Here is a 17,498-nt window from a genome sequence, read left to right on the forward strand (position 1 = left end):
TCAACTGTGGATCGTCCCGACATTGAGGTGCGCCGTTCACCGCGGCGACGTCGAACTGTGTCGGCCTATCGCGACGGCGACAAGGTCGTGGTGCTGATCCCTGCCACGATGTCGAAGAAGGCCGAGTCCGAATGGGTCGAGACGATGCTGGCCCGGGTGCTCCGCCAAGAGGCACGTCAGCGACCCGGTGACGACGAACTCGAGGTCCGCGCCGCCGAGCTCTCCGACCGGTACCTGGGCGGGCTCGCCGAGGCTTCCAGCGTGCGGTGGGTCGACAACCAGAACGCACGCTGGGGATCCTGCACCCCGGCCGACCGGTCGATCCGGATCTCGTCGCGACTCAAGGGCATGCCGCTCTGGGTGCTCGACTATGTGCTCCTGCACGAGATGACTCATCTCCTGGAGCCCAACCACGACGACAACTTCTGGGCGTGGGTCAACCTCTACCCCAAGGCAGAGCGGGCCAAGGGCTTCCTGCAGGGGTGGTCCGTGGCGGCCGACCAGGAGCCGGCCGACGACCACGTCGACTAGCCCTGCGCGGAGAGTGCCGGGTCGGCACCGATGACCCGGGCGCGGGCGACCCCGATCAGTTCGTGCATCTCCTCGCCGAGCGTCTCCGGAAGGGCGTCGATCGGCCACCACCGGACGTCGAGCGACTCCTCGCTGGCGGCGTGAGCGGTTGACCGCGGCACGGTTGCGACGAACCGGACGTCGAGGTGGCGGACGGCGCCGCGCGGGTCACAGAAGTCCACCTCGTGGACGTCGAGGTGGACCGGTACCGGGTCGAAGCCGAATGACGCCAACCCTGACTCCTCACGGGCCTCACGTGCCGCGACGCCCGCCAACGTCGTGTCGCCCTCCTCGCAGTGGCCGCCGAAGGCGAACCAGAGCTGGGCCTTACCGTGCAGATTGAGCAGCACGTGCTGGGCGTCCTCGGAGAGGACGAGGGTGCCGGCAGTGATGTGGTCGGGGAAGCAGGAGCGCCACGTCCCGTCCTCGTGCTCGGCGAGATGGGTCAACAACTCGTCGCGCAGGGCGATCTGACGCGGGTCCTCGCTCTGCCAGCCGTCGAGGGTGCTGATCGCGTCGGCGCGCAGGCTCACTTGCTGTCGCCGTCGGTGGAGCCGCCCTCGCCGCCGCCGTCGAGCAGGTCGCGCAGGGCGGCGTCGAAGTCGTCCTCGGAGAGCTCGACGGGAGAGACGCCGTCCTCCCGGAAACCGAGTGGGTCGTCGAGATCTGCCGCTGACGGCAGCAGGTCGGGGTGCAGCCAGACGCTGTCGCGGGCCTCCATGCCCTGACGCGAGCGCAGCGAGCCCCAGAGCGTTGCCGCGTCTCGCAGACGACGCGGGCGGAGCTCCAGGTTGACCAGCGCGGAGAAGGTCTCCTCGGCCGGGCCGCCGGCGGCCCGGCGGCGGCGCATCGTCTCCTGCAGTGCGCCGGAGCTGGGCATCCGTTCGCTGACGGCCTGACTGACCACCTCGTCGACCCAACCCTCGACCAGAGCGAGCACGGTCTCGAGACGCTTCAGGGCGGCGTCCTGGGCGGGGGAGCGCTTGAGCTCGAAGAGGCCGCCGTCCATCAGCTGCTCCATCGCGGCGGGGTCGGCCGGGTTGATCGAGCCGAACTGTTCCTCCAGCCCGCCGAGGTCGAACTCCATGCCGCTCGCGTAGTCGATCACCGCAGACCAGAGGTAGTCGCGCAGCCACGGCACGTGGGCGAAGAGGCGCAGGTGCGCCGCCTCACGGAGTGCCAGGTAGAGCAGCAGGTCGTCGTAGGAGACCTGGAGACCCTCGGCGAAGGCGCGGATGTTGGTCGGGATCAGCGCGGCCCGGCCCTTCGGGGCCAGCGGAAGGCCGATCTCGGTGCTGGAGAGCACACCGCTCGCCAACGCGCCGATCGCCTGGCCCACCTGGCTGCCGAAGAGAGCGCCGCCGATCTGGTTGACCATCGAGCCCAACGGCCCGGCCATCGCGCGCATCTCGTCGGGCAGGGTGCGGGTCAACGCTCCGGTCACCTGTCCGGCGACCGGGTTGACGAGCTCGGTCCAGACCGGGAGCGTCTCCTCGATCCAGGCGGCACGGCTCCAGGCAGCAGCGGTGGTCACTCCGGAGGGGAACTCGGTCGCGTCGTCGAGCCAGAGATCGGCAAGGCGCATCGCGGAGGCGACGGCGGCCTCGTCCGTCCCGGACGGCGTCGGGTCCGGGTTCTCGGCGACGGAACGCCGCGCGATGTCCTGGGCCATCTTCCAGTTGACCGGGCCGTCCTGCGGCGTCATCATCGCCTGCATCTGGCTCATGATCATGGACATGTCAGGCATGTTCGCGCCGCTGAAGAACTGCTCGAAGGGGGTGCCCTTGAAAGGGTTCTCCGGTTCGTTGCCTGACTCATCAACCATGGCACCAAGTTACTCGCCCTAGAGAAACGGATAGGTTCGCACCATGAATTCCCACTCCGTGGTGCGCCTGGTCGGGTTGCGCGAGGAGCCGCTCGACGTCGTCGAGGTGCTCGACTCGCTCGACGACCCGAGCTCGGGTGGGTTGGTGCTCTTCGTGGGACGAGTCCGCAACCACGACTCGGCGCGCGGCGTCGAGGCGCTGGAGTACTCCGCGCACCCCAGCGCGCTGGCCCAACTGGAGGAGGTCTGCGCGGAGGTCGCCGCGGAGTTCTCGGTCACCGCGTTGGCGGCGGTCCATCGGGTCGGGCGGTTGGAGATCGGGGATGTCGCCGTCGTGGTGGCGACCTGCTCCGCGCACCGGGACGAGTCGTTCGTGGCCTCCCGGGCCCTGATCGACCGGCTCAAACAGCGGGTCCCGATCTGGAAGCACCAACTCTTCGCCGACGGTGAGAGCGAGTGGGTCGGCACGCCCTAGGCGTGCGTGTCCGCCATCGGTTCCTCCACCGCGGATGGCAGAGTGGAGAGGTGGAGATCTTGTGGTGGTTGGCGCCGGCGGTCGTGGTGACCGTGCTGACCATGCTCTGGGTGGGTTGGCTCGGCCGGGCCAACCGCGGCCAGGTCGACCGCGACATCGCGGTCCAGCGGCTCGGCAAGGGGCTGCGGGCACCGCACCAGGGCCTCTCCCGGCCGACCCCGGCGGGGACCCGGCCCCCGGAACGGAGCACCGGTGTAGCGGTGCGCCCCTCCCGTTCGCGCCCGAACGAGCAGCCGCGGCGCAGCGCGTAGGCTGAGAATGGGCTGGTAGCCCGCTACTCGGGACTTGCCTCACAATGAGAGGCTTTCGCCCATGAGTCGGCGTTCCCTTGCGACCGTGATCGCGGTCCCCCTGATGGTGGGGCTGTGGCTGGCCGCTGCCCTGATCCCGGTCCCCTATGTGACCTCGCGTCCGGGGCTGACCGTCGACGTGCTGGCCGAGGCCCAGGGCCGCGAGATCATCGAGGTCGAGGGGCACCGGACCTACTACGACGGCGGCGAGCTGCGGATGACCACCGTCGCCTCAGACGGGGCCGAGGACAACGTCAGCCTCTTCTCGGCGATCCGGGCCTGGCTCTCCGACGACGAGGCGGTCCAGCCGTTCGACTCGGTCTACCAGCGGGGCGAGACGAACAAGCAGAACCGCGAGCAGGCGCACCAGGACATGGTGACCTCGCAGGACGTGGCTGTCGCGGTCGCGCTCAAGGAGCTCGGGTACAAGGTCCCGATCGGGGTGAAGGTCAGTGGGCTCAGCGAGGACTCGCCGTCCGAGGGGAAGCTTCAGGTCGGCGACGAACTCATCCAGGTCGGCGAGACCAAGGTGACCGACCCCGACGTCCTGCTGGCCGCAGTGAAGAAGGCGACCGCGGGCAAGCCGCTGCCCGTCGTCGTCAAACGGGACGGCAAGCGGGTCGAGGTCGAGGTGACGCCGAAGAAGATCACCGACAGCGACGGCGAGCGGGTGGTGCTGGGGATCAGCATCGGTACCGGCTTCGTCTTCCCCTTCGACGTACAGGTGAACATCAACCCGGCGATCGGCGGGCCGAGCGCGGGGCTGATCTTCTCCCTCGCCATCTACGACACGTTGACCGAAGGCTCGATGACCGGCGGCCGGAACATCGCCGGGACCGGGGCCCTCGACGTCGACGGCACGGTCGAGCCGATCGGCGGCATCCAGCAGAAGATCGCCGGCGCCCGTGACTCCGGCTCAGAGCTCTTCCTGGTGCCGGCGGACAACTGCGACGAGGCGATCGGCGCCGACAACGGAGACATGCGTCTGGCCAAGGTGGCGACCTGGCGAGATGCGTACAACGCGATCGAGGCATTCGCCGCGAACCGTGACGCGAAGCTGCCCAGCTGTTCAGGAGCGAACAAGTGACCGACGAACCCAACCTCGACGACCTGGAGCCGGGGGAGCTGCTCGACCCGGCGCTCGCTTCGGCGGTGTTGGAGATCGAGACCCACGCAGCGCAGTCCGGCTGGGACCAGCAGGGGCGTCTTTTCGCCCTGGTCTCGACGGCGGTGTTGGTCGCCGCGGAGCCGGAACTGGCCCGTGCCATGGGGCTCGACGAAGCCAGCGCCGAGGGATCGTTCACCCCGGTCGAGCAGGAGATCCCGCCCGGCCAGTTGGTCGAGGAGGCGCTCGGCACCTTGATGTGGCCCGCAAGCGTCGCCGGGTGTGCGGCGATCGTCGAGCGGTTCGTGCTGCCGACCAGTGCCGACGCGGAGATGCCGGACGACCCCGAGGCAGCGCAGGCGTATGCCGCCGCGCACCCGGAGCGTCAAGAGGTCCGGATGGTGGCCGGCGTGACCCGGGCCGGCGCCACCTACTGCGCGCTGCGGCTGCGCTCCCACGACGATGAGCAGTCGGTGGTCGGCGGCGTCGACCTGGTGCCGGAACTGCTGGAGATGTTGCAAGCCACGTTGGAGTTCGACGATGAGGAGTCTGGTTCATGAGTGACCTGTTCGGCGACGATGAGCCGAGGCGCTCGGGAGGTGCGGCGACGCCGTCACCCCCGCGGTCGCGGGCGTTGTGGATCACTCTGGCGATCGTGGTGGTGCTCTTCATCGCCTTCACCGGTTTCGCCTCGCTGTGGACCGAGCGGTTGTGGTTCGGCTCGGTCGGTTACGAGGCGGTCTTCTCGACGCTGCTGCGCACCAAGATCGGCCTCTTCCTGATCTTCGGTCTGGTGATGGCGCTGGTCGTCGGCCTCAACCTGGCGCTGGCCTACCGCTTCCGGCCGATCTTCCGCCCCGCTTCGCCGGAGCAGATCAGCCTGGACCGTTACCGGCAGGCGATCACCCCGGTCCGGATGTGGCTGTTGATCGGCATCGCCGCCGTCTTCGGCGCGTTCGCCGGCACCACGGCGTCGGGCCGCTGGCGCGAGTATCTGCTGTGGCGCAACGGCGCTTCGTTCGACAAGAAGGACCCGTACTTCGACCGCGACATCGGGTTCTACGTCTTCGACCTGCCGTGGCTGCACTTCCTGGTGAACTTCGCGATGGCGGTGCTGATCATCTCGTTGATCGCCGCGGCGCTGGTCCACTACGTCTTCGGTGGCATCCGGTTGCAGTCCAAGCAGGACCGGTTCTCCGGTGCTGCTGCCGTCCAACTCTCGGTCCTGCTCGGCTTCTTCGTGTTGGCCAAGGCGGCCGACTACTGGCTGGACCGGTTCGACCTGCTCACCGAGTCGGGCAACCTGCACACCGGTATGGGCTACACCGACGACCACGCGGTGCTGCCGGCGAAGAACATCCTGATGTTCATCGCGATCATCTGCGCGGTGCTCTTCTTCGCCAACGTGGTCCGGCGGACATGGCTGCTGCCCAGCGTCGGGCTGAGCCTGCTGGTGCTCTCGTCGGTGCTGCTCGGGATGATCTGGCCCGCCGTGGTCCAGCAGTTCCAGGTGAACCCGTCGCAGGCGGTGAAGGAGGAGAAGTACCTCCAGAAGAACATCGATGCGACCAGAGACGCGTTCGACATCGCCGACGCGAAGGTAGAGCCCTATACCGGGCAGACCGCGCTGACGGCGGCCGAGCAGCGTGAGGAGCTCTCCAACGTGCCGGGCATCCGGCTCGTCGACCCGGCTCGGATCAAGGCCACCTTCGACCAGCAGCAGCAGGTCCAGGGGTACTACGGCGTCGCCGATGTGCTCGACGTCGACCGGTACACCATCGACGGGCAGGAGCGCGACGTCGTGATCGGCGTCCGCGAGCTGAACCAGGACGGTCTGCCCGAGGACAGCAAGAACTGGAACAACCTGCACACCGTCTACACCCACGGTTACGGCGTGATCGCGGCCTACGGCAACCAGCGCAAGGCGGACAACAAGACCGTCGTCGAGGGTGAGCCGTCGTGGGCCGAGGAGGCGTTGCCGCCGCAGGGCGCGCTGACCGACCTGACCGAGGGCGGTTACCGCGGCCAGATCTACTTCGGCGAGAAGAGCCCGGAGTACTCGATCGTCGGTAAGGCGAACAAGGATGACCGCGACGTCGAGCTCGACATCCCGAGCAACGACGAGGGCGGCAACAAGCTCAACACCTACGACGGCGCTGCCGGCGTCGAGGTGGGCAGCACCTTCCGCCAGTTGATGTACGCGTGGAAGTTCAGCGAGCCGAACATCCTGCTGTCGAGCCGGGTGAACGGGAACTCCAAGATCCTCTACGACCGCGAGCCGCGGAAGATGGTGGAGAAGGTGGCCCCGTGGCTGACCGTCGACGCCGACCCGTTCCCGGCCGTGGTGGACGGCAAGATCGTCTGGATCCTGGACGGCTACACCACCACCGACCAGTACCCGCAGGCTCAGCGGGAGTCCTTCGAGACGATGACCTCGGACTCGCTGGACAACGGCAACGAGTTCCGTACCTTGCCGACCGACGAGATCAACTACATGCGGAACGCCGTCAAGGCGGTCGTGGACGCCTACGACGGCACGGTCACCCTCTACGCCTGGGACGAGGCAGACCCGCTGCTGGCGGCCTGGCGCGACGCCTTCCCCGGCACGGTGAAGGACAAGGCGGACATTCCCGCCGACCTGCTCTCGCACATGCGTTACCCGGAGGACCTGTTCAAGGTGCAGCGCTACCAGATGGCGGCGTACCACGTGGACGACGCAAGCACCTTCTACACCGGTGAATCGCGGTGGAAGGTGCCGGAGGACCCGACGGCCACGGGCAGCCTGCAACCGCCGTACCGGCTCTCGATCAACACCCCGGACAACGGTGACCAGGTCTTCTCGCTGACCTCGGTCTTCGTACCGAACAAGCGGGACACCCTGGCCTCGTTCGTCTCCGTCGACGGTGACGCCTCGAAGGATTCGTACGGCACGATGCGGATCCTGGAGCTGCCCCGGAACACTCCGGTGCCCGGCCCGGGACAGATGGCCAACCAGTTCAACACCAACCAGGTGATCCAGGACGAACTGGCGCGGTTCACCCGCAACTCCAATGTGCGGGTGCTGAACGGCAACCTGCTCACCTTGCCGGTGGGCCAGGGACTGCTCTACGTGCAGCCGATCTACACGATCCGTCAAGGCACCAGCACCGCCAACTTCCCGGTCCTGCAGTACGTGACCGTGGCGTTCGGTGACAAGGCGGCGATCGGCACCACGGTGGCCGACGCGGTGGCGAAGGTGCTCAATCTGGACGAGGGCGAGACGGCGACGCCGGACGGCACGCCGCCCACCACCGGCGGCGACGGCTCGGGCCCGGACCTGACCGGCCCGACGGCCGACCGGATCCGCACCCTGCTGGAGCGGGCCGACGCCAAGTTCAAGGAGGCCGACAAGGCCCTGCAGCAGGAGAAGCCGGACCTGGCTGCCTACGCGACGGCGACCGGAGAGGCCGAGAAGCTGGTCGCCCAGGCGTTGACCCTGGCCCAGCAGGAGCAGTCGAAGTCCACGACGAAGGACGAGAAGAGCGAGTAAACGCGCTCTTTCGCGCAGCGGGTCGTCCGTTTCCGGGCGGCCCGCTGCTGTCTTCCTCGAAGGGCGTCGGGATATCGATTTGGGTCCCTGGCAGGCAGCAGGTAAAGTTCTGTTCACCGACGCGGGGTGGAGCAGCTCGGTAGCTCGCTGGGCTCATAACCCAGAGGTCGCAGGTTCAAATCCTGCCCCCGCTACAAGGCACAGGCCCGGAATCTACGGATTCCGGGCCTGATCGCATTTCAACCCCGTTCGGGCCACGGCCAATCCACCGTCATCGCGCCACCGACGTCGACGGCCCGCCACTGTGCGGAGAGTTCGTCCAGGCGGGTGAAGGCGTGCGCGAGGTCGGCCGCGGAGAGGTCGGTCGCCGGCGGTTCCTGGCGGACGTAGTGGCTGTCGGGCAGGTGGCCGCTGTGCCGGAGCCACCGTGGGTAGACCTGGGCTGCCAGGTCTTCGGAGCGTGCCATTTCGGTGCCGGTGGAGTTGTTGCGTCGCGCCACCTGCCGGGCCCACACCTTGGTGCGCAACTCGTCGGTCGGTACGAAGGTCCCGGCGTTGCCGCCGGCTGCGAGCTGCCCGAAGATCCCGTCCCGCAGACCTCCCTGCTCCTCGACCACGAGATGGACCAGGTCGTGGGGGATCAACTCGGAGTAGCCGGGCGCCGGATCCATCCGGAGGTCGCCGTGCATGCTGCGGAGCACCGCAACCGCGTAGCGACGCTCTCCGGTCCGTTCGAATCTCACCTGCATGTCGATCAAGGTAGCTGTGGACCGCCGAGGGAATCGACCGGTTTTCGTTCGATCGGCTGCGGATCGCGACATGTTCAGGCTCGGAATCGTTCGACTCCGAGCCTGAACGGTCTCGTTCGGCTGCTGGTACGGCTACGTCCGCGTCACTACGAAGGCGTCCATCCAGGCCTCGAAGATGGTGGTTGCCACCTTCCGGTTCGCCTCTGCTGTCTCCGCGAGTTCATCGAGGACGCGTTCGGTGGCGCCTTCTCCGTAGAGAGCCTCCAACGCGTCCCGGTAGGAGTCCACGACCGCCCACTCCTGAGCGAGCTCAGCATCGACCTCGACGTGGAACTGGACGCCGTAGGCGGAGCCGACCGCGAAGACTTGGTTGGTGTAGAGGGCGGACTCGGCGAGACGACGGGCGCCGAGGGGTAACTCAAACGTGTCGCTGTGCCATTGGAAGACCGAGAACCGGTCCGGGAGTCGACCGAAGACGGGGTCCACCGGCGCCGCCGCGGTCAGTTCGACGTCGTAGGTCCCCACCTCGGGCACCGCGCCGGTATAGACCTTGGCGCCGAGGGAGGCCGCGAGCAACTGCGCGCCCAGACAGACGCCCCAGTAGGGAACTCCCGCCGCGACGGCACGCGCGATGTAGGCACGCTCTGCTGCCAGCCACGGGTGGATCGCATCGTCCAGCGCACCCATCGGGCCGCCCATCACGATCACGGCCGCGAAGTCGGTGTGGTCAGGAAGCGCTTCACCTTCGTCCAGTTCGACACGGTGCACCTGGTACCCGTAGGCCGTCAGGATCTCCTCGTAGGTGGCCGGCGGCTCACAACGGATGTGCTGCAGCACCAGGATCGGTCTGCGCTCGGTGGGAATCATCTTCTCCTTCTCTCCATGCTGATGGTGGCGGTGGTCGTCGGTACCGGGCCCGCTCATCGCGTCGCCGCGGCAGTGGCTCCGCGCTGTTCGCGGACCAAGTGTTCGATCACGCTGGCATCGGCCAATGTCGTGGCGTCGCCGACCTCGCGCTGCTCGGCGATGTCGCGCAGTAGACGGCGCATGATCTTGCCCGAGCGGGTCTTGGGCAGCTCGGGGACGGCAAGGACCTGGCGAGGTTTGGCAATCGGCCCGATCTCCGAGGCCACGTGCTGCCGGAGCTCCTCGACGTCGGGGGCAGCAGCGCTCTCCCGCAGGATGACGAAGGCGACCACGGCCTGGCCGGTGGTCTCATCGTCGGCGCCTACGACGGCGGCCTCGGCGACCGCCGGATGAGCCACCAGCGCGGACTCGATCTCGGTCGTCGAGAGGCGATGACCCGAAACGTTCATGACGTCATCGACCCGACCGAGGACCCAGATGTCGCCGTCCTGGTCGCGCGCGGCACCGTCACCGGCGAAGTACCGTCCGCCGAAACGTTCCCAGTAGGTCTCACGGAACCTGGCGTCGTCGTTCCAGATAGTCCGGAGCATCGCCGGCCAAGGCTCGGTGATCACCAGGTAGCCGCTCTCACCGGGACCGACCGACTCGCCGGCATCGTCCACGACGTCGACGCTCACCCCGGGCACTGGGCCGTGCGCCGCACCGGGTTTCGCCTCGGTGATGCCGGGGATCGGAGTGAGCATCTGCGCGCCGGTCTCGGTCTGCCACCAGGTGTCGATGACCGGAGTGCGGTCGCCCCCGATATGCCTGCGGTACCAGCGATGGGCCTCGGGATTGATCGACTCACCGACAGACCCGAGCAGACGGAGGCTGGAAAGGTCGTACTGCTCCGGGACCTTCTCGCCCCACTTCATGAAGGTGCGGATCGCCGTGGGCGCGGTGTAGAGCTGGGTGACGCCGTACCGTTCGACGATCTCCCACCATCGACCGCGATGGGGCGTATCGGGAGTGCCTTCGTAGAGGACCTGCGTCGCCCCGTTCGCCATCGGGCCGTAGACGATGTAGGAGTGGCCAGTCACCCAGCCGACGTCGGCCGTACACCAGAGCACGTCGTCGTCGCGTAGGTCGAGCACACCCCAAGCAGTGGCAGCGGTCTGGACGAGGTAGCCACCTGAGGTGTGCAGGATCCCTTTGGGACGCCCCGTGGTGCCTGAGGTGTACATGATGAACAGAGGATGTTCGGCGTCGAACGCTTGCGGTGCATGTACCGGGGACTGGGTACCGACCAACTCGGTCCACCAGTGGTCCCGCCCGTCGACCCAGTCGACCTGCTCACCCGTGCGGCGCACGACCAGGACGTGGTCGATCTCGACCTTGGTCGCCGCCTCGTCGACGGCGGGCTTCAGCGCGGAGGCCACTCCCCGTCGATAGCCGCCGTCGGCGGTGATCACCACCCGTGCGCCGCAGTCCTCGATCCTGCTGGCCAGAGCGTCTGCGCTGAAGCCGCCGAAGACGACCGTGTGAGGGGCGCCGAGTCGGGCACAGGCGAGCATGGCGATCACGGCTTCGGGGATCATCGGCAGGTAGATGGCGACCCGATCACCAGCCTCGACGCCGAGTGCGTTCAGAGCATTGGCGGCCCGGCAGACCTCGTCCTTCAACCGGGAGTAGGTGAGGGTGCGGGTATCGCCCGGCTCGCCGACGAAGTGGAAGGCGACCTTGTCGCCTCGGCCGGCCTCGACATGTCGGTCCACACAGTTGTAGGCGACGTTGAGGGTGCCGTCGACGAACCAGCGGGCGTGCGGCGCATCGCTCCAGTCGAGGACTCGGGTATGGGGTTGCTGCCAGCTGATCCGACTTGCCTCCTGGTCCCAGTAGGCGAGTCGATCGTCTGCCGCGCGCAGTACCTCCTCGGTCTGAAGATTCGCCTCGATGGCGAAGTCGAGCGGTGGTCGTATCGGGCTGGCGGCAGCCGGTGGCGTGTACGGGGTGGGGTGGTTCACAGGTGAGCCTCGTCTCCGGTCGCGGGGACCATGGGTTGTTAGGATCCGGGCGGGTGGCTCACGAATGCTTCTACCGTTCGTGAGCCACCCGAGGTCGTTCCGGCCGCTTCTACCGGCCGGAGCGTCAGTACATGCGGAAGTACTCGCGCTGCTCCCAATCGGTGACGACGTCCTGGTCCTCGTCGATCCCGTCCGCTGCCAACGATTCGGTGTAACGACGCCATTCGTTCCGCTTGAGGCGAAGGAAGTAGTCGACGAACTCGTCGCCGAACTCCTTACGGAACAAGGCGCTCTGGTCGAGTTCGTCGGCAGCGTCCGACAGGCTTCCGGGCAGCCGCGGCAGGCTGTCGTCGTGCGGGTCGACGGTCATCGGACCAGGGTCGAGCGATTCGTCGATCCCGTTCAGACCCGCGACCAGTTGCGAGGCGATGTAGAGGTACGGGTTCGCGGCCGGCTCGCCGACCCGGTTCTCGTAGTGCGACGCCGGGTCGCCCGCCTCAGCGAGGACCCGCAGGTAGGTGCCGCGGTTGTCCGCCGACCACGTGGCTCGGTCGGGAGAGAGCGAGAACCTTTCGCTCAGACGCTTGTACCCGTTGACGGTCGGCGCCCCGAAGATGGTGGTGGCTGGGGCGTGGGCCAGCAGTCCACCTGCGTAGTGCCGGGCCAACTCGGAGAGCGGGGACTCCTCGTCGGTCGACATGAAGGCGTTGGTCGCCGTAGCCACATCGAAGAGGGACTGGTGCAGGTGCCAGCCGCTTGCGTCGAACCCGTCCAACTTGGGTGCGCACATGAAAGTGGCATGCAGGCCCTGACGGGCGCTGATCTGTTTGGCGGCAGTCCGGAAGAGCACCATCGCGTCCGCTGCGGCGAGAGCGTCGAGCGGCGCGAAGGTGAACTCCATCTGGCCCGGCCCGGACTCGTGCTCAGTGGTCCGCAGCGGCATCCCGAAGCCGGTGATGGCCCGGCGCAGGTCGCGGATGTGCTCCTCGGCCTCGTCACACAGATTCTCGCTCATGAACTGGTAGCCGAGGTTGAGCGGGGTGACCACCGGAGGGTCGCCCGGGCGTCCGAAGCCGCCGATCGAATCGACCTGGTACTTCTGGTCGACGAGGTGGGTCAGGTACCACTCGACCTCGAGCCCGACCACCATCTGCAGGCCCCGATCGGCCAGTTTGGCAAGCGCCTGCTTGAGCAGCAGCCGCGACGAGTAGGGGAGCGGCTTCGCCGACTTGAGGTACTCGTCGGCGAGGATCCAGCCGGTCGCCTCGCACCAGGGCAGGATCTGGAAGGTGTCGGGGTCTGGAACCAGCAGGAAGTCGGCCGCTCCGGTCATGCCTTCGTTGCCGAGGCCGCCGCCCTCCTCGAAGGGGTTGAACACCAGGTCCAGGCCGGTATCGAAGATGACGCCGCCAGGGCTGGTGTCGATGCCGTTACGCATGGTGGCGCGGAAAGCCGAGGGGGTCAGGGACTTACTCCGGGTCAGACCGTGTGGGTCCACATAGACCACGCGCACCATCTCAAGGTCGTGCTCGTCGATCGCGGCCAGCACCTGGTCCGCCTTGCGCTGCTGCGCCTCGGTCCAGAGTCCGTGGTCCGCGATGAACCCCACTCGGCCGGTGGCCAGATCTTCGAGGTTGGGAGCGGTTGTTTCCTTCATCAGCCTTCATCTCCTTGGGTTGGTTGATCGGTCTGTGGCTCGAGCCGGTGGTAGTCCGGTTGCCAACGACGGTTCGCTTCGTAGTCGCTCGCGGCGGCGAGGACGTCGCCGTCGCGGTAGAGGCGTCCGACGAGCTGGATACCGAGCGGGAGCCCGGCCCGGCTGAGTTTCGCGGGCACCGAGATGGCGGGTTGGCCCGTCAGGTTGAACAGGTAGGTGAACGGGGTCCACCCGAGCCCGATCACTGCTGCCCCGTCCTCGGACGGCGGGGCGTCGCGGCCCAGATCGAAGGCCGTGTCCAGCATGGTCGGGGTGAGGAGCAGGTCGACCTGCTCCAGTTCGGCCTGCATCCGTTGCCGGAGCAGGGCCCGCGCTTCGTGCGCCATCGCCAACTGCCGGGCCGACAGGGTGCGTCCGTAGCGGATCAGCGCGGCCAGCCCGGGGTCGAGGCTATCGGCGACCTCGTCGAAACGCTCGCCATGGGAGACCGACTCGTGTCCGGCCCACAACGTCATCATCGTGTCGAGCTGGTCGGGGAGATCCAGGTCGGACTCGGTCACGTGATGACCGAGTGAGCTCAGCACCTCGGCTGCCTCCTGTGTCGCCGCGACAGCCTCCGCGCTCGCGGTGGCGAAGCCGAGCGAGGTGGCCACCCGGATCCGCAACGGACGCCGCACCGCCGGTGGTCGGGCGATGCCGGTGCCGAGAACGCTGGTCGAGTCCTGTGGGTGGTAACCGGCAAGGTGGCGGACGGCGGCAACGGCGTCCGCGACCGAGCGGGTCAACGGGCCGATGTGCGACAACCCCTCCGGGGAGGGCGGGTAGTAGGGGATCAGCCCCAGGCTCGGCTTGTAGCCGACCACCCCGCAGAAGGCGGCGGGGATCCGCACGCTGCCGCCGCCGTCGGTGCCGAGCGCGATGGCGCCCATCCCCAACGCAGTGGTGACTCCCGCGCCACCACTCGACCCACCGGAGGTGCGACGGGTGTCCCAGGGGTTGGCGCTGGGACCGATCAATCGATTCCCGGCGTCGCCCTTCCAACCTCCTTCGCTGGTGTTGGTCTTGCCGACGATCACGGCCCCGGCCTGGCGGATCCGGGCCACGGACGGCGTGTCCTGATCGGGCACGAAGTCGGCGGTCAATAGGGAGCCACGGGTGGTCCGTAGGCCCTGTGTCCAGAGCAGGTCCTTCACCGTCACCGGCACCCCCAGCAGGGACGGTCGGCGCTCGTATCGGTCCTTGGCATAGAGGTCGTCGGCGGCCTGAGCCGCCCGCCGCGCGCCCGTTGCGTCGAGCGTGATGAACGGGTTGAGAGAGGCGAACCGTTCAGCCCGCTCGAGCACCTCGGCGAGCACCTCGGACGGGGAGAACTCTTTGGCACGGAAGCCGGCCAGCAACGACTCCACCGAGCGGAAGGCGAGCTCCGTCCCCAGCTGTGGCTCGGCATGGATCACCTCGTTCATGCGGGCGCCGTCTCCAGGACCTGAGCCGGGCGGCGGGCCACCGCGACGCCGATGAAGACGGCCAGCACCGCGAGATGGGTGAGCACGACCGCGGAGGTGGGGACGTCGTCCCACCGTCCGGTGAGCATCAGCGCGCCGGGGATCGTGGTTGTGGTGAAGGCTTCCAGGACAGTGAGCCAACCGGTCGCGACAGTGAGCGACTCCTTGCCGAGTGCGAGGACGAGGAAGAACGCGGCGAAGAGGACGACCCAGGCCAGCCAGATGACCCCGAACTTGGCATCGTCGAAGCGGTCGAAGTTCACCCAGGCGAGGAAGAGCGCAACGATCGCCGCCCATCCGCAATACCAGCCCAACCCTTGGCCGGGAAGATCCTTGAAGTTGTTGAAGGCGACACCGAGGTAGGTGAATCCGAAGAGGAGGAACCCGGAGCTGCCTAGGACGACGGAGAGCTCCGCCTCGCTCGACCCGGCGACCGGCAGCGCGGTCACCGCCACCGTGGCGACGAGGGTCAGACCGATGAAGAGGTTGATCGGGGCCGTGTCCTTGGGCCCGATCAGGCCGAGTAGTGCCAGTCCGTTGCAGAGAAGAACGGACCCGACGAAGAAGAGCGCGAGGCTGCTCATACGGAGACTCCTTGATGGGTGTGTTGAGGGTGGACGTAGTTGTTGAGCCAGGTGGTGAAGAGGCGCTGTGCCAAGGCGTTGCCCTGCGCGATGTGCGGAGCGGCGAGCTCGACGACGCGGTCGGCGTACCCGGGGCCGAACTCCCGCTCGAGCTCGCTCGAGAACGAGGGATGCTCGGACCAGGCGCGGATCGTCTCCGCGCCGACCTCGGCGTGGAACTGGACGCCGTAGGAGGCGCCGTACGCAAACGCTTGGTTCTCGAACCGGGCAGATCCGGCCAGTCGGCGTGCGCCTTCGGGCAGGTCGAAGGTGTCCCGGTGCCACTGGAAGAGCCAGGAGCTCTCCGGGAGCTGCGCCCCGACCGGGTCGAGGGCGGCGTCCGGTGCTCGGGTCACCAGGTGCGTGCCCAACTCGGGGTGGTCGCCTCGGTAGGCGGAGCCGCCGAGTGCGGTCGCCAGTAGTTGCGCGCCGAGGCAGACACCCCAGACCGGGACGCCCTGTTCGGTCGCTCGGGCGAGCAGGTGTCGCTCGGCGGCGAGCCAGGGCAGTCGGTCGTCCTCATAGGCGCCCATCCGGCCGCCGAGGGTGACTACGGCTCGGCACTCGTCTGGTGCGGGCAGCGACCCGCCGGCCCAGACGTCGATCTGGGCGACGTCCAAGCCGCTGTCGGCAAGCGCGGCGCCGTAGCTGCCGGGCGAGACCGCAGGGTCGTGGTGAAGCACCACCACTGGTTTCGAGAAGTCCAATTTGGATCCTCCATCTCTTCACAATTGGCCCCGAGATAGGGGTATCGTTGTCACGTGACGGGGGTCACGCAAGAGGCCAATGTGAGGCAATGGATACCGCCAGATGGATATGAGCGCAGTACTGACCGCTGAGCTACGAACCAAGTTGCAGGGTGACGGCGAGCGGCATCGGATCGTGACCGAGACGATCCTCGGGCTGATCCGCGATGGTCGGATCGGCGTCGGGCAGCGCCTGCCCGCAGAGCGACAGCTGGCTGCCGAGTTGAAGATCTCGCGGACCACGGTGGTACGCGCGTACTCCAACCTGGAGGCGATGTCGGCGCTGGATCGCCGAGTAGGCAGCGGTAGCTACGTGACCGCGCCGGCCGCGACGTCGCTGCCCCGGATGGTCGATCTGATGGACGGGCCCAGCGACCGCGAGCCGACCCACGGTCAGGGGCTGATCAATCTCTCGCTCAGCACCCCGGCGGTGCTGGGCGAGATGCCCGATGCGATCCACGGGATCGTGGAGGAGGTCATCTCGCGGGCGATGCTCTCCACCCAGCACACCGAAGGTGAGCCGGAACTGCGTGAGTGGGTTGCCGCCTGGTACTCGCGGCGAGGGTTGCCGACCGACCCGGCGCAGATCCTGATCACCGCGGGTGCCCAGCAGGCGTTGGCGATGAGCACGCAACTGCTGCGGCGCCGCGCCTCTCCGCTCGTCGTCGAAGCGCCCACCTATCTGGGCCTGCTCGACCTCGCCCGGATGCGACGAAGCCGACTGATCAGTGTTCCCGCGTTGACCGACGCCGATCGGATCGCCGCCGCTGCCGAGATCGTGGCGGACCAACCACTGCCGTTGTTCTACGCGATGGCCACCTGCCATACGGTGACCGGCCATTCGATGCCGGGTACGGACCGGGAGCTGTTCGCCGACCTGGTCCACGACAGCGGCGGTTTCGTGATCGACGACGACATCCTGGCCGACCAGCTCTTCGAACCCGAGACGACGCCGCCCTTGGCGGCCTATGTCGATGAGCGCCAGGTGATCACGGTCGGTGGGACCAGCAAGCTGTTGTGGGACGGACTCCGGGTGGGATGGCTGCGGACCCCGAAATCGTTGACGCGCAACCTGGTCAGGATGAAGAGTGCCTATGACCTGGGCACCTCGGTGATCTCCCAGTTGGTGGCCCTGGAGCTGCTCAAGCGGTCGGAAGGGATCGCGGTACGGCGCGTCGACGAGGCACGTCGCAAGCTCGCCGTGACTACCGATCTGCTGACCGAGCGGATGCCCGAGTGGGGTTGGTACCGGCCTGCCGGCGGCCGTTCGCTCTGGGTGGAGCTGCCGCCGGGCAGCGACGCCTCCCGGTTCGCCGCGCAGGCCGTCGGCAACGGAGTGGCGGTGGCGACCGGAGAGACCTTCACCAGCAACAACTCGCATCGGGACCACCTGAGGATCGGCTTCGTGCAGCCCACCAAGGCGCTGCACGAGGGGCTGAGCCGGCTCGCCGTCACCTGGGCGGGCTACGTGGACTCCGGGCCGGAACCCGGCTGAGC

At 67.7% G+C, this 17,498-nt stretch carries 16 protein-coding genes and 1 tRNA gene; 8 read left to right on the forward strand and 9 right to left on the reverse strand.

What is annotated here, in order from left to right; genetic code table 11:
• Nucleotides 1-6 precede the first annotated feature (6 nt).
• Nucleotides 7-531, forward strand: coding sequence for a YgjP-like metallopeptidase domain-containing protein (locus tag ACLM5J_RS08935; RefSeq protein ID WP_413655998.1), 525 nt, complete (start codon nt 7-9; stop codon nt 529-531).
• On the opposite strand, the gene ACLM5J_RS08940 is transcribed toward ACLM5J_RS08935, so the two are convergent.
• Together ACLM5J_RS08940 and ACLM5J_RS08945 are read right to left on the reverse strand one after the other, a co-directional pair.
• The gene (locus ACLM5J_RS08940) at nt 528-1,103 is read right to left on the reverse strand and encodes an NUDIX hydrolase (RefSeq protein WP_413656000.1); all 576 of its coding nucleotides are present in this window, start codon (nt 1,101-1,103) and stop codon (nt 528-530) included. The genes ACLM5J_RS08935 and ACLM5J_RS08940 overlap by 4 nt on opposite strands.
• The gene (locus tag ACLM5J_RS08945) at nt 1,100-2,395 is read right to left on the reverse strand and encodes a zinc-dependent metalloprotease (protein ID WP_413656001.1); all 1,296 of its coding nucleotides are present in this window, start codon (nt 2,393-2,395) and stop codon (nt 1,100-1,102) included. Before ACLM5J_RS08945 ends, ACLM5J_RS08940 begins: the two co-directional genes overlap by 4 nt.
• Before the next feature lie 43 nt (nt 2,396-2,438).
• On the opposite strand from ACLM5J_RS08945, the gene ACLM5J_RS08950 reads away from it, so the two are divergent.
• The 6 genes from ACLM5J_RS08950 (at nt 2,439) to ACLM5J_RS08975 (ending at nt 8,048) form a co-directional block, all read left to right on the forward strand.
• The gene (locus ACLM5J_RS08950) at nt 2,439-2,870 is read left to right on the forward strand and encodes a molybdenum cofactor biosynthesis protein MoaE (protein WP_413656002.1); all 432 of its coding nucleotides are present in this window, start codon (nt 2,439-2,441) and stop codon (nt 2,868-2,870) included.
• 50 nt (nt 2,871-2,920) lie between these two features.
• Nucleotides 2,921-3,181 carry a hypothetical protein gene (locus ACLM5J_RS08955; protein ID WP_413656004.1) on the forward strand — a complete coding sequence of 87 codons (261 nt, stop codon included), beginning with the start codon at nt 2,921-2,923 and terminating at the stop codon, nt 3,179-3,181.
• A gap of 61 nt (nt 3,182-3,242) precedes the next feature.
• Nucleotides 3,243-4,307, forward strand: a complete 1,065-nt coding sequence (locus tag ACLM5J_RS08960) for a PDZ domain-containing protein (RefSeq protein WP_413656005.1) — start codon at nt 3,243-3,245, stop codon at nt 4,305-4,307.
• Nucleotides 4,304-4,885 (forward strand): PPA1309 family protein, encoded by a 582-nt coding sequence (locus ACLM5J_RS08965; protein ID WP_413656006.1) that lies wholly within the window; start codon nt 4,304-4,306, stop codon nt 4,883-4,885. The genes ACLM5J_RS08960 and ACLM5J_RS08965 overlap by 4 nt, the downstream gene beginning before the upstream one ends.
• On the forward strand, nt 4,882-7,854 hold the full coding sequence (locus ACLM5J_RS08970; RefSeq protein ID WP_413656008.1) for a UPF0182 family protein: 2,973 nt from the start codon (nt 4,882-4,884) through the stop codon (nt 7,852-7,854). The genes ACLM5J_RS08965 and ACLM5J_RS08970 overlap by 4 nt, the downstream gene beginning before the upstream one ends.
• A 120-nt stretch (nt 7,855-7,974) precedes the next feature.
• Nucleotides 7,975-8,048, forward strand: a tRNA-Met gene (locus tag ACLM5J_RS08975).
• 45 nt (nt 8,049-8,093) lie between these two features.
• On the opposite strand, the gene ACLM5J_RS08980 is transcribed toward ACLM5J_RS08975, so the two are convergent.
• From ACLM5J_RS08980 to ACLM5J_RS09010, 7 genes are all read right to left on the reverse strand, one after another.
• Nucleotides 8,094-8,603: a hypothetical protein gene (locus tag ACLM5J_RS08980; protein WP_413656010.1), complete on the reverse strand. Its 510-nt coding sequence runs from the start codon at nt 8,601-8,603 to the stop codon at nt 8,094-8,096.
• A gap of 132 nt (nt 8,604-8,735) precedes the next feature.
• Nucleotides 8,736-9,470 (reverse strand): type 1 glutamine amidotransferase, encoded by a 735-nt coding sequence (locus tag ACLM5J_RS08985; protein WP_413656011.1) that lies wholly within the window; start codon nt 9,468-9,470, stop codon nt 8,736-8,738.
• Between the two features lie 53 nt (nt 9,471-9,523).
• Nucleotides 9,524-11,473, reverse strand: a complete 1,950-nt coding sequence (acs, locus tag ACLM5J_RS08990) for an acetate--CoA ligase (protein WP_413656013.1) — start codon at nt 11,471-11,473, stop codon at nt 9,524-9,526.
• A 124-nt stretch (nt 11,474-11,597) separates the two neighbouring features.
• The gene (locus ACLM5J_RS08995; RefSeq protein WP_413656015.1) at nt 11,598-13,130 is read right to left on the reverse strand and encodes a glutamine synthetase family protein; all 1,533 of its coding nucleotides are present in this window, start codon (nt 13,128-13,130) and stop codon (nt 11,598-11,600) included.
• Nucleotides 13,130-14,593 (reverse strand): amidase, encoded by a 1,464-nt coding sequence (locus ACLM5J_RS09000; RefSeq protein ID WP_413656017.1) that lies wholly within the window; start codon nt 14,591-14,593, stop codon nt 13,130-13,132. The genes ACLM5J_RS08995 and ACLM5J_RS09000 overlap by 1 nt, the downstream gene beginning before the upstream one ends.
• Complete coding sequence (locus ACLM5J_RS09005) at nt 14,590-15,216, reverse strand: AmiS/UreI family transporter (RefSeq protein ID WP_413656019.1); 627 nt, start codon at nt 15,214-15,216, stop codon at nt 14,590-14,592. Before ACLM5J_RS09005 ends, ACLM5J_RS09000 begins: the two co-directional genes overlap by 4 nt.
• The gene (locus ACLM5J_RS09010) at nt 15,213-15,962 is read right to left on the reverse strand and encodes a type 1 glutamine amidotransferase (protein WP_413656020.1); all 750 of its coding nucleotides are present in this window, start codon (nt 15,960-15,962) and stop codon (nt 15,213-15,215) included. Before ACLM5J_RS09010 ends, ACLM5J_RS09005 begins: the two co-directional genes overlap by 4 nt.
• A gap of 103 nt (nt 15,963-16,065) precedes the next feature.
• Between ACLM5J_RS09010 and ACLM5J_RS09015 the strand changes: the two genes are divergently transcribed.
• On the forward strand, nt 16,066-17,496 hold the full coding sequence (locus tag ACLM5J_RS09015; protein ID WP_413656022.1) for a PLP-dependent aminotransferase family protein: 1,431 nt from the start codon (nt 16,066-16,068) through the stop codon (nt 17,494-17,496).
• The last annotated feature ends 2 nt before the right edge of the window (nt 17,497-17,498 follow it).

The sequence above is a fragment of the Nocardioides sp. Bht2 genome, assembly GCF_047308515.1.
Classification (GTDB): Bacteria; Actinomycetota; Actinomycetes; order Propionibacteriales; family Nocardioidaceae; genus Nocardioides.

Bases quoted from the DNA above. Each gene is read 5' to 3' on its own strand.
- ACLM5J_RS08950 (WP_413656002.1), top strand. From the start codon at position 2,439: ATGAATTCCCACTCCGTGGTGCGCCTGGTCGGGTTGCGCGAGGAGCCG.
- ACLM5J_RS08985 (WP_413656011.1), bottom strand. From the start codon at position 9,470: ATGATTCCCACCGAGCGCAGACCGATCCTGGTGCTGCAGCACATCCGT.
- ACLM5J_RS08960 (WP_413656005.1), top strand. From the start codon at position 3,243: ATGAGTCGGCGTTCCCTTGCGACCGTGATCGCGGTCCCCCTGATGGTG.
- ACLM5J_RS08945 (WP_413656001.1), bottom strand. From the start codon at position 2,395: ATGGTTGATGAGTCAGGCAACGAACCGGAGAACCCTTTCAAGGGCACC.
- ACLM5J_RS08980 (WP_413656010.1), bottom strand. From the start codon at position 8,603: ATGCAGGTGAGATTCGAACGGACCGGAGAGCGTCGCTACGCGGTTGCG.
- ACLM5J_RS09015 (WP_413656022.1), top strand. From the start codon at position 16,066: ATGGATATGAGCGCAGTACTGACCGCTGAGCTACGAACCAAGTTGCAG.
- ACLM5J_RS09000 (WP_413656017.1), bottom strand. From the start codon at position 14,593: ATGAACGAGGTGATCCATGCCGAGCCACAGCTGGGGACGGAGCTCGCC.
- ACLM5J_RS08995 (WP_413656015.1), bottom strand. From the start codon at position 13,130: ATGAAGGAAACAACCGCTCCCAACCTCGAAGATCTGGCCACCGGCCGA.
- ACLM5J_RS08970 (WP_413656008.1), top strand. From the start codon at position 4,882: ATGAGTGACCTGTTCGGCGACGATGAGCCGAGGCGCTCGGGAGGTGCG.
- ACLM5J_RS09005 (WP_413656019.1), bottom strand. From the start codon at position 15,216: ATGAGCAGCCTCGCGCTCTTCTTCGTCGGGTCCGTTCTTCTCTGCAAC.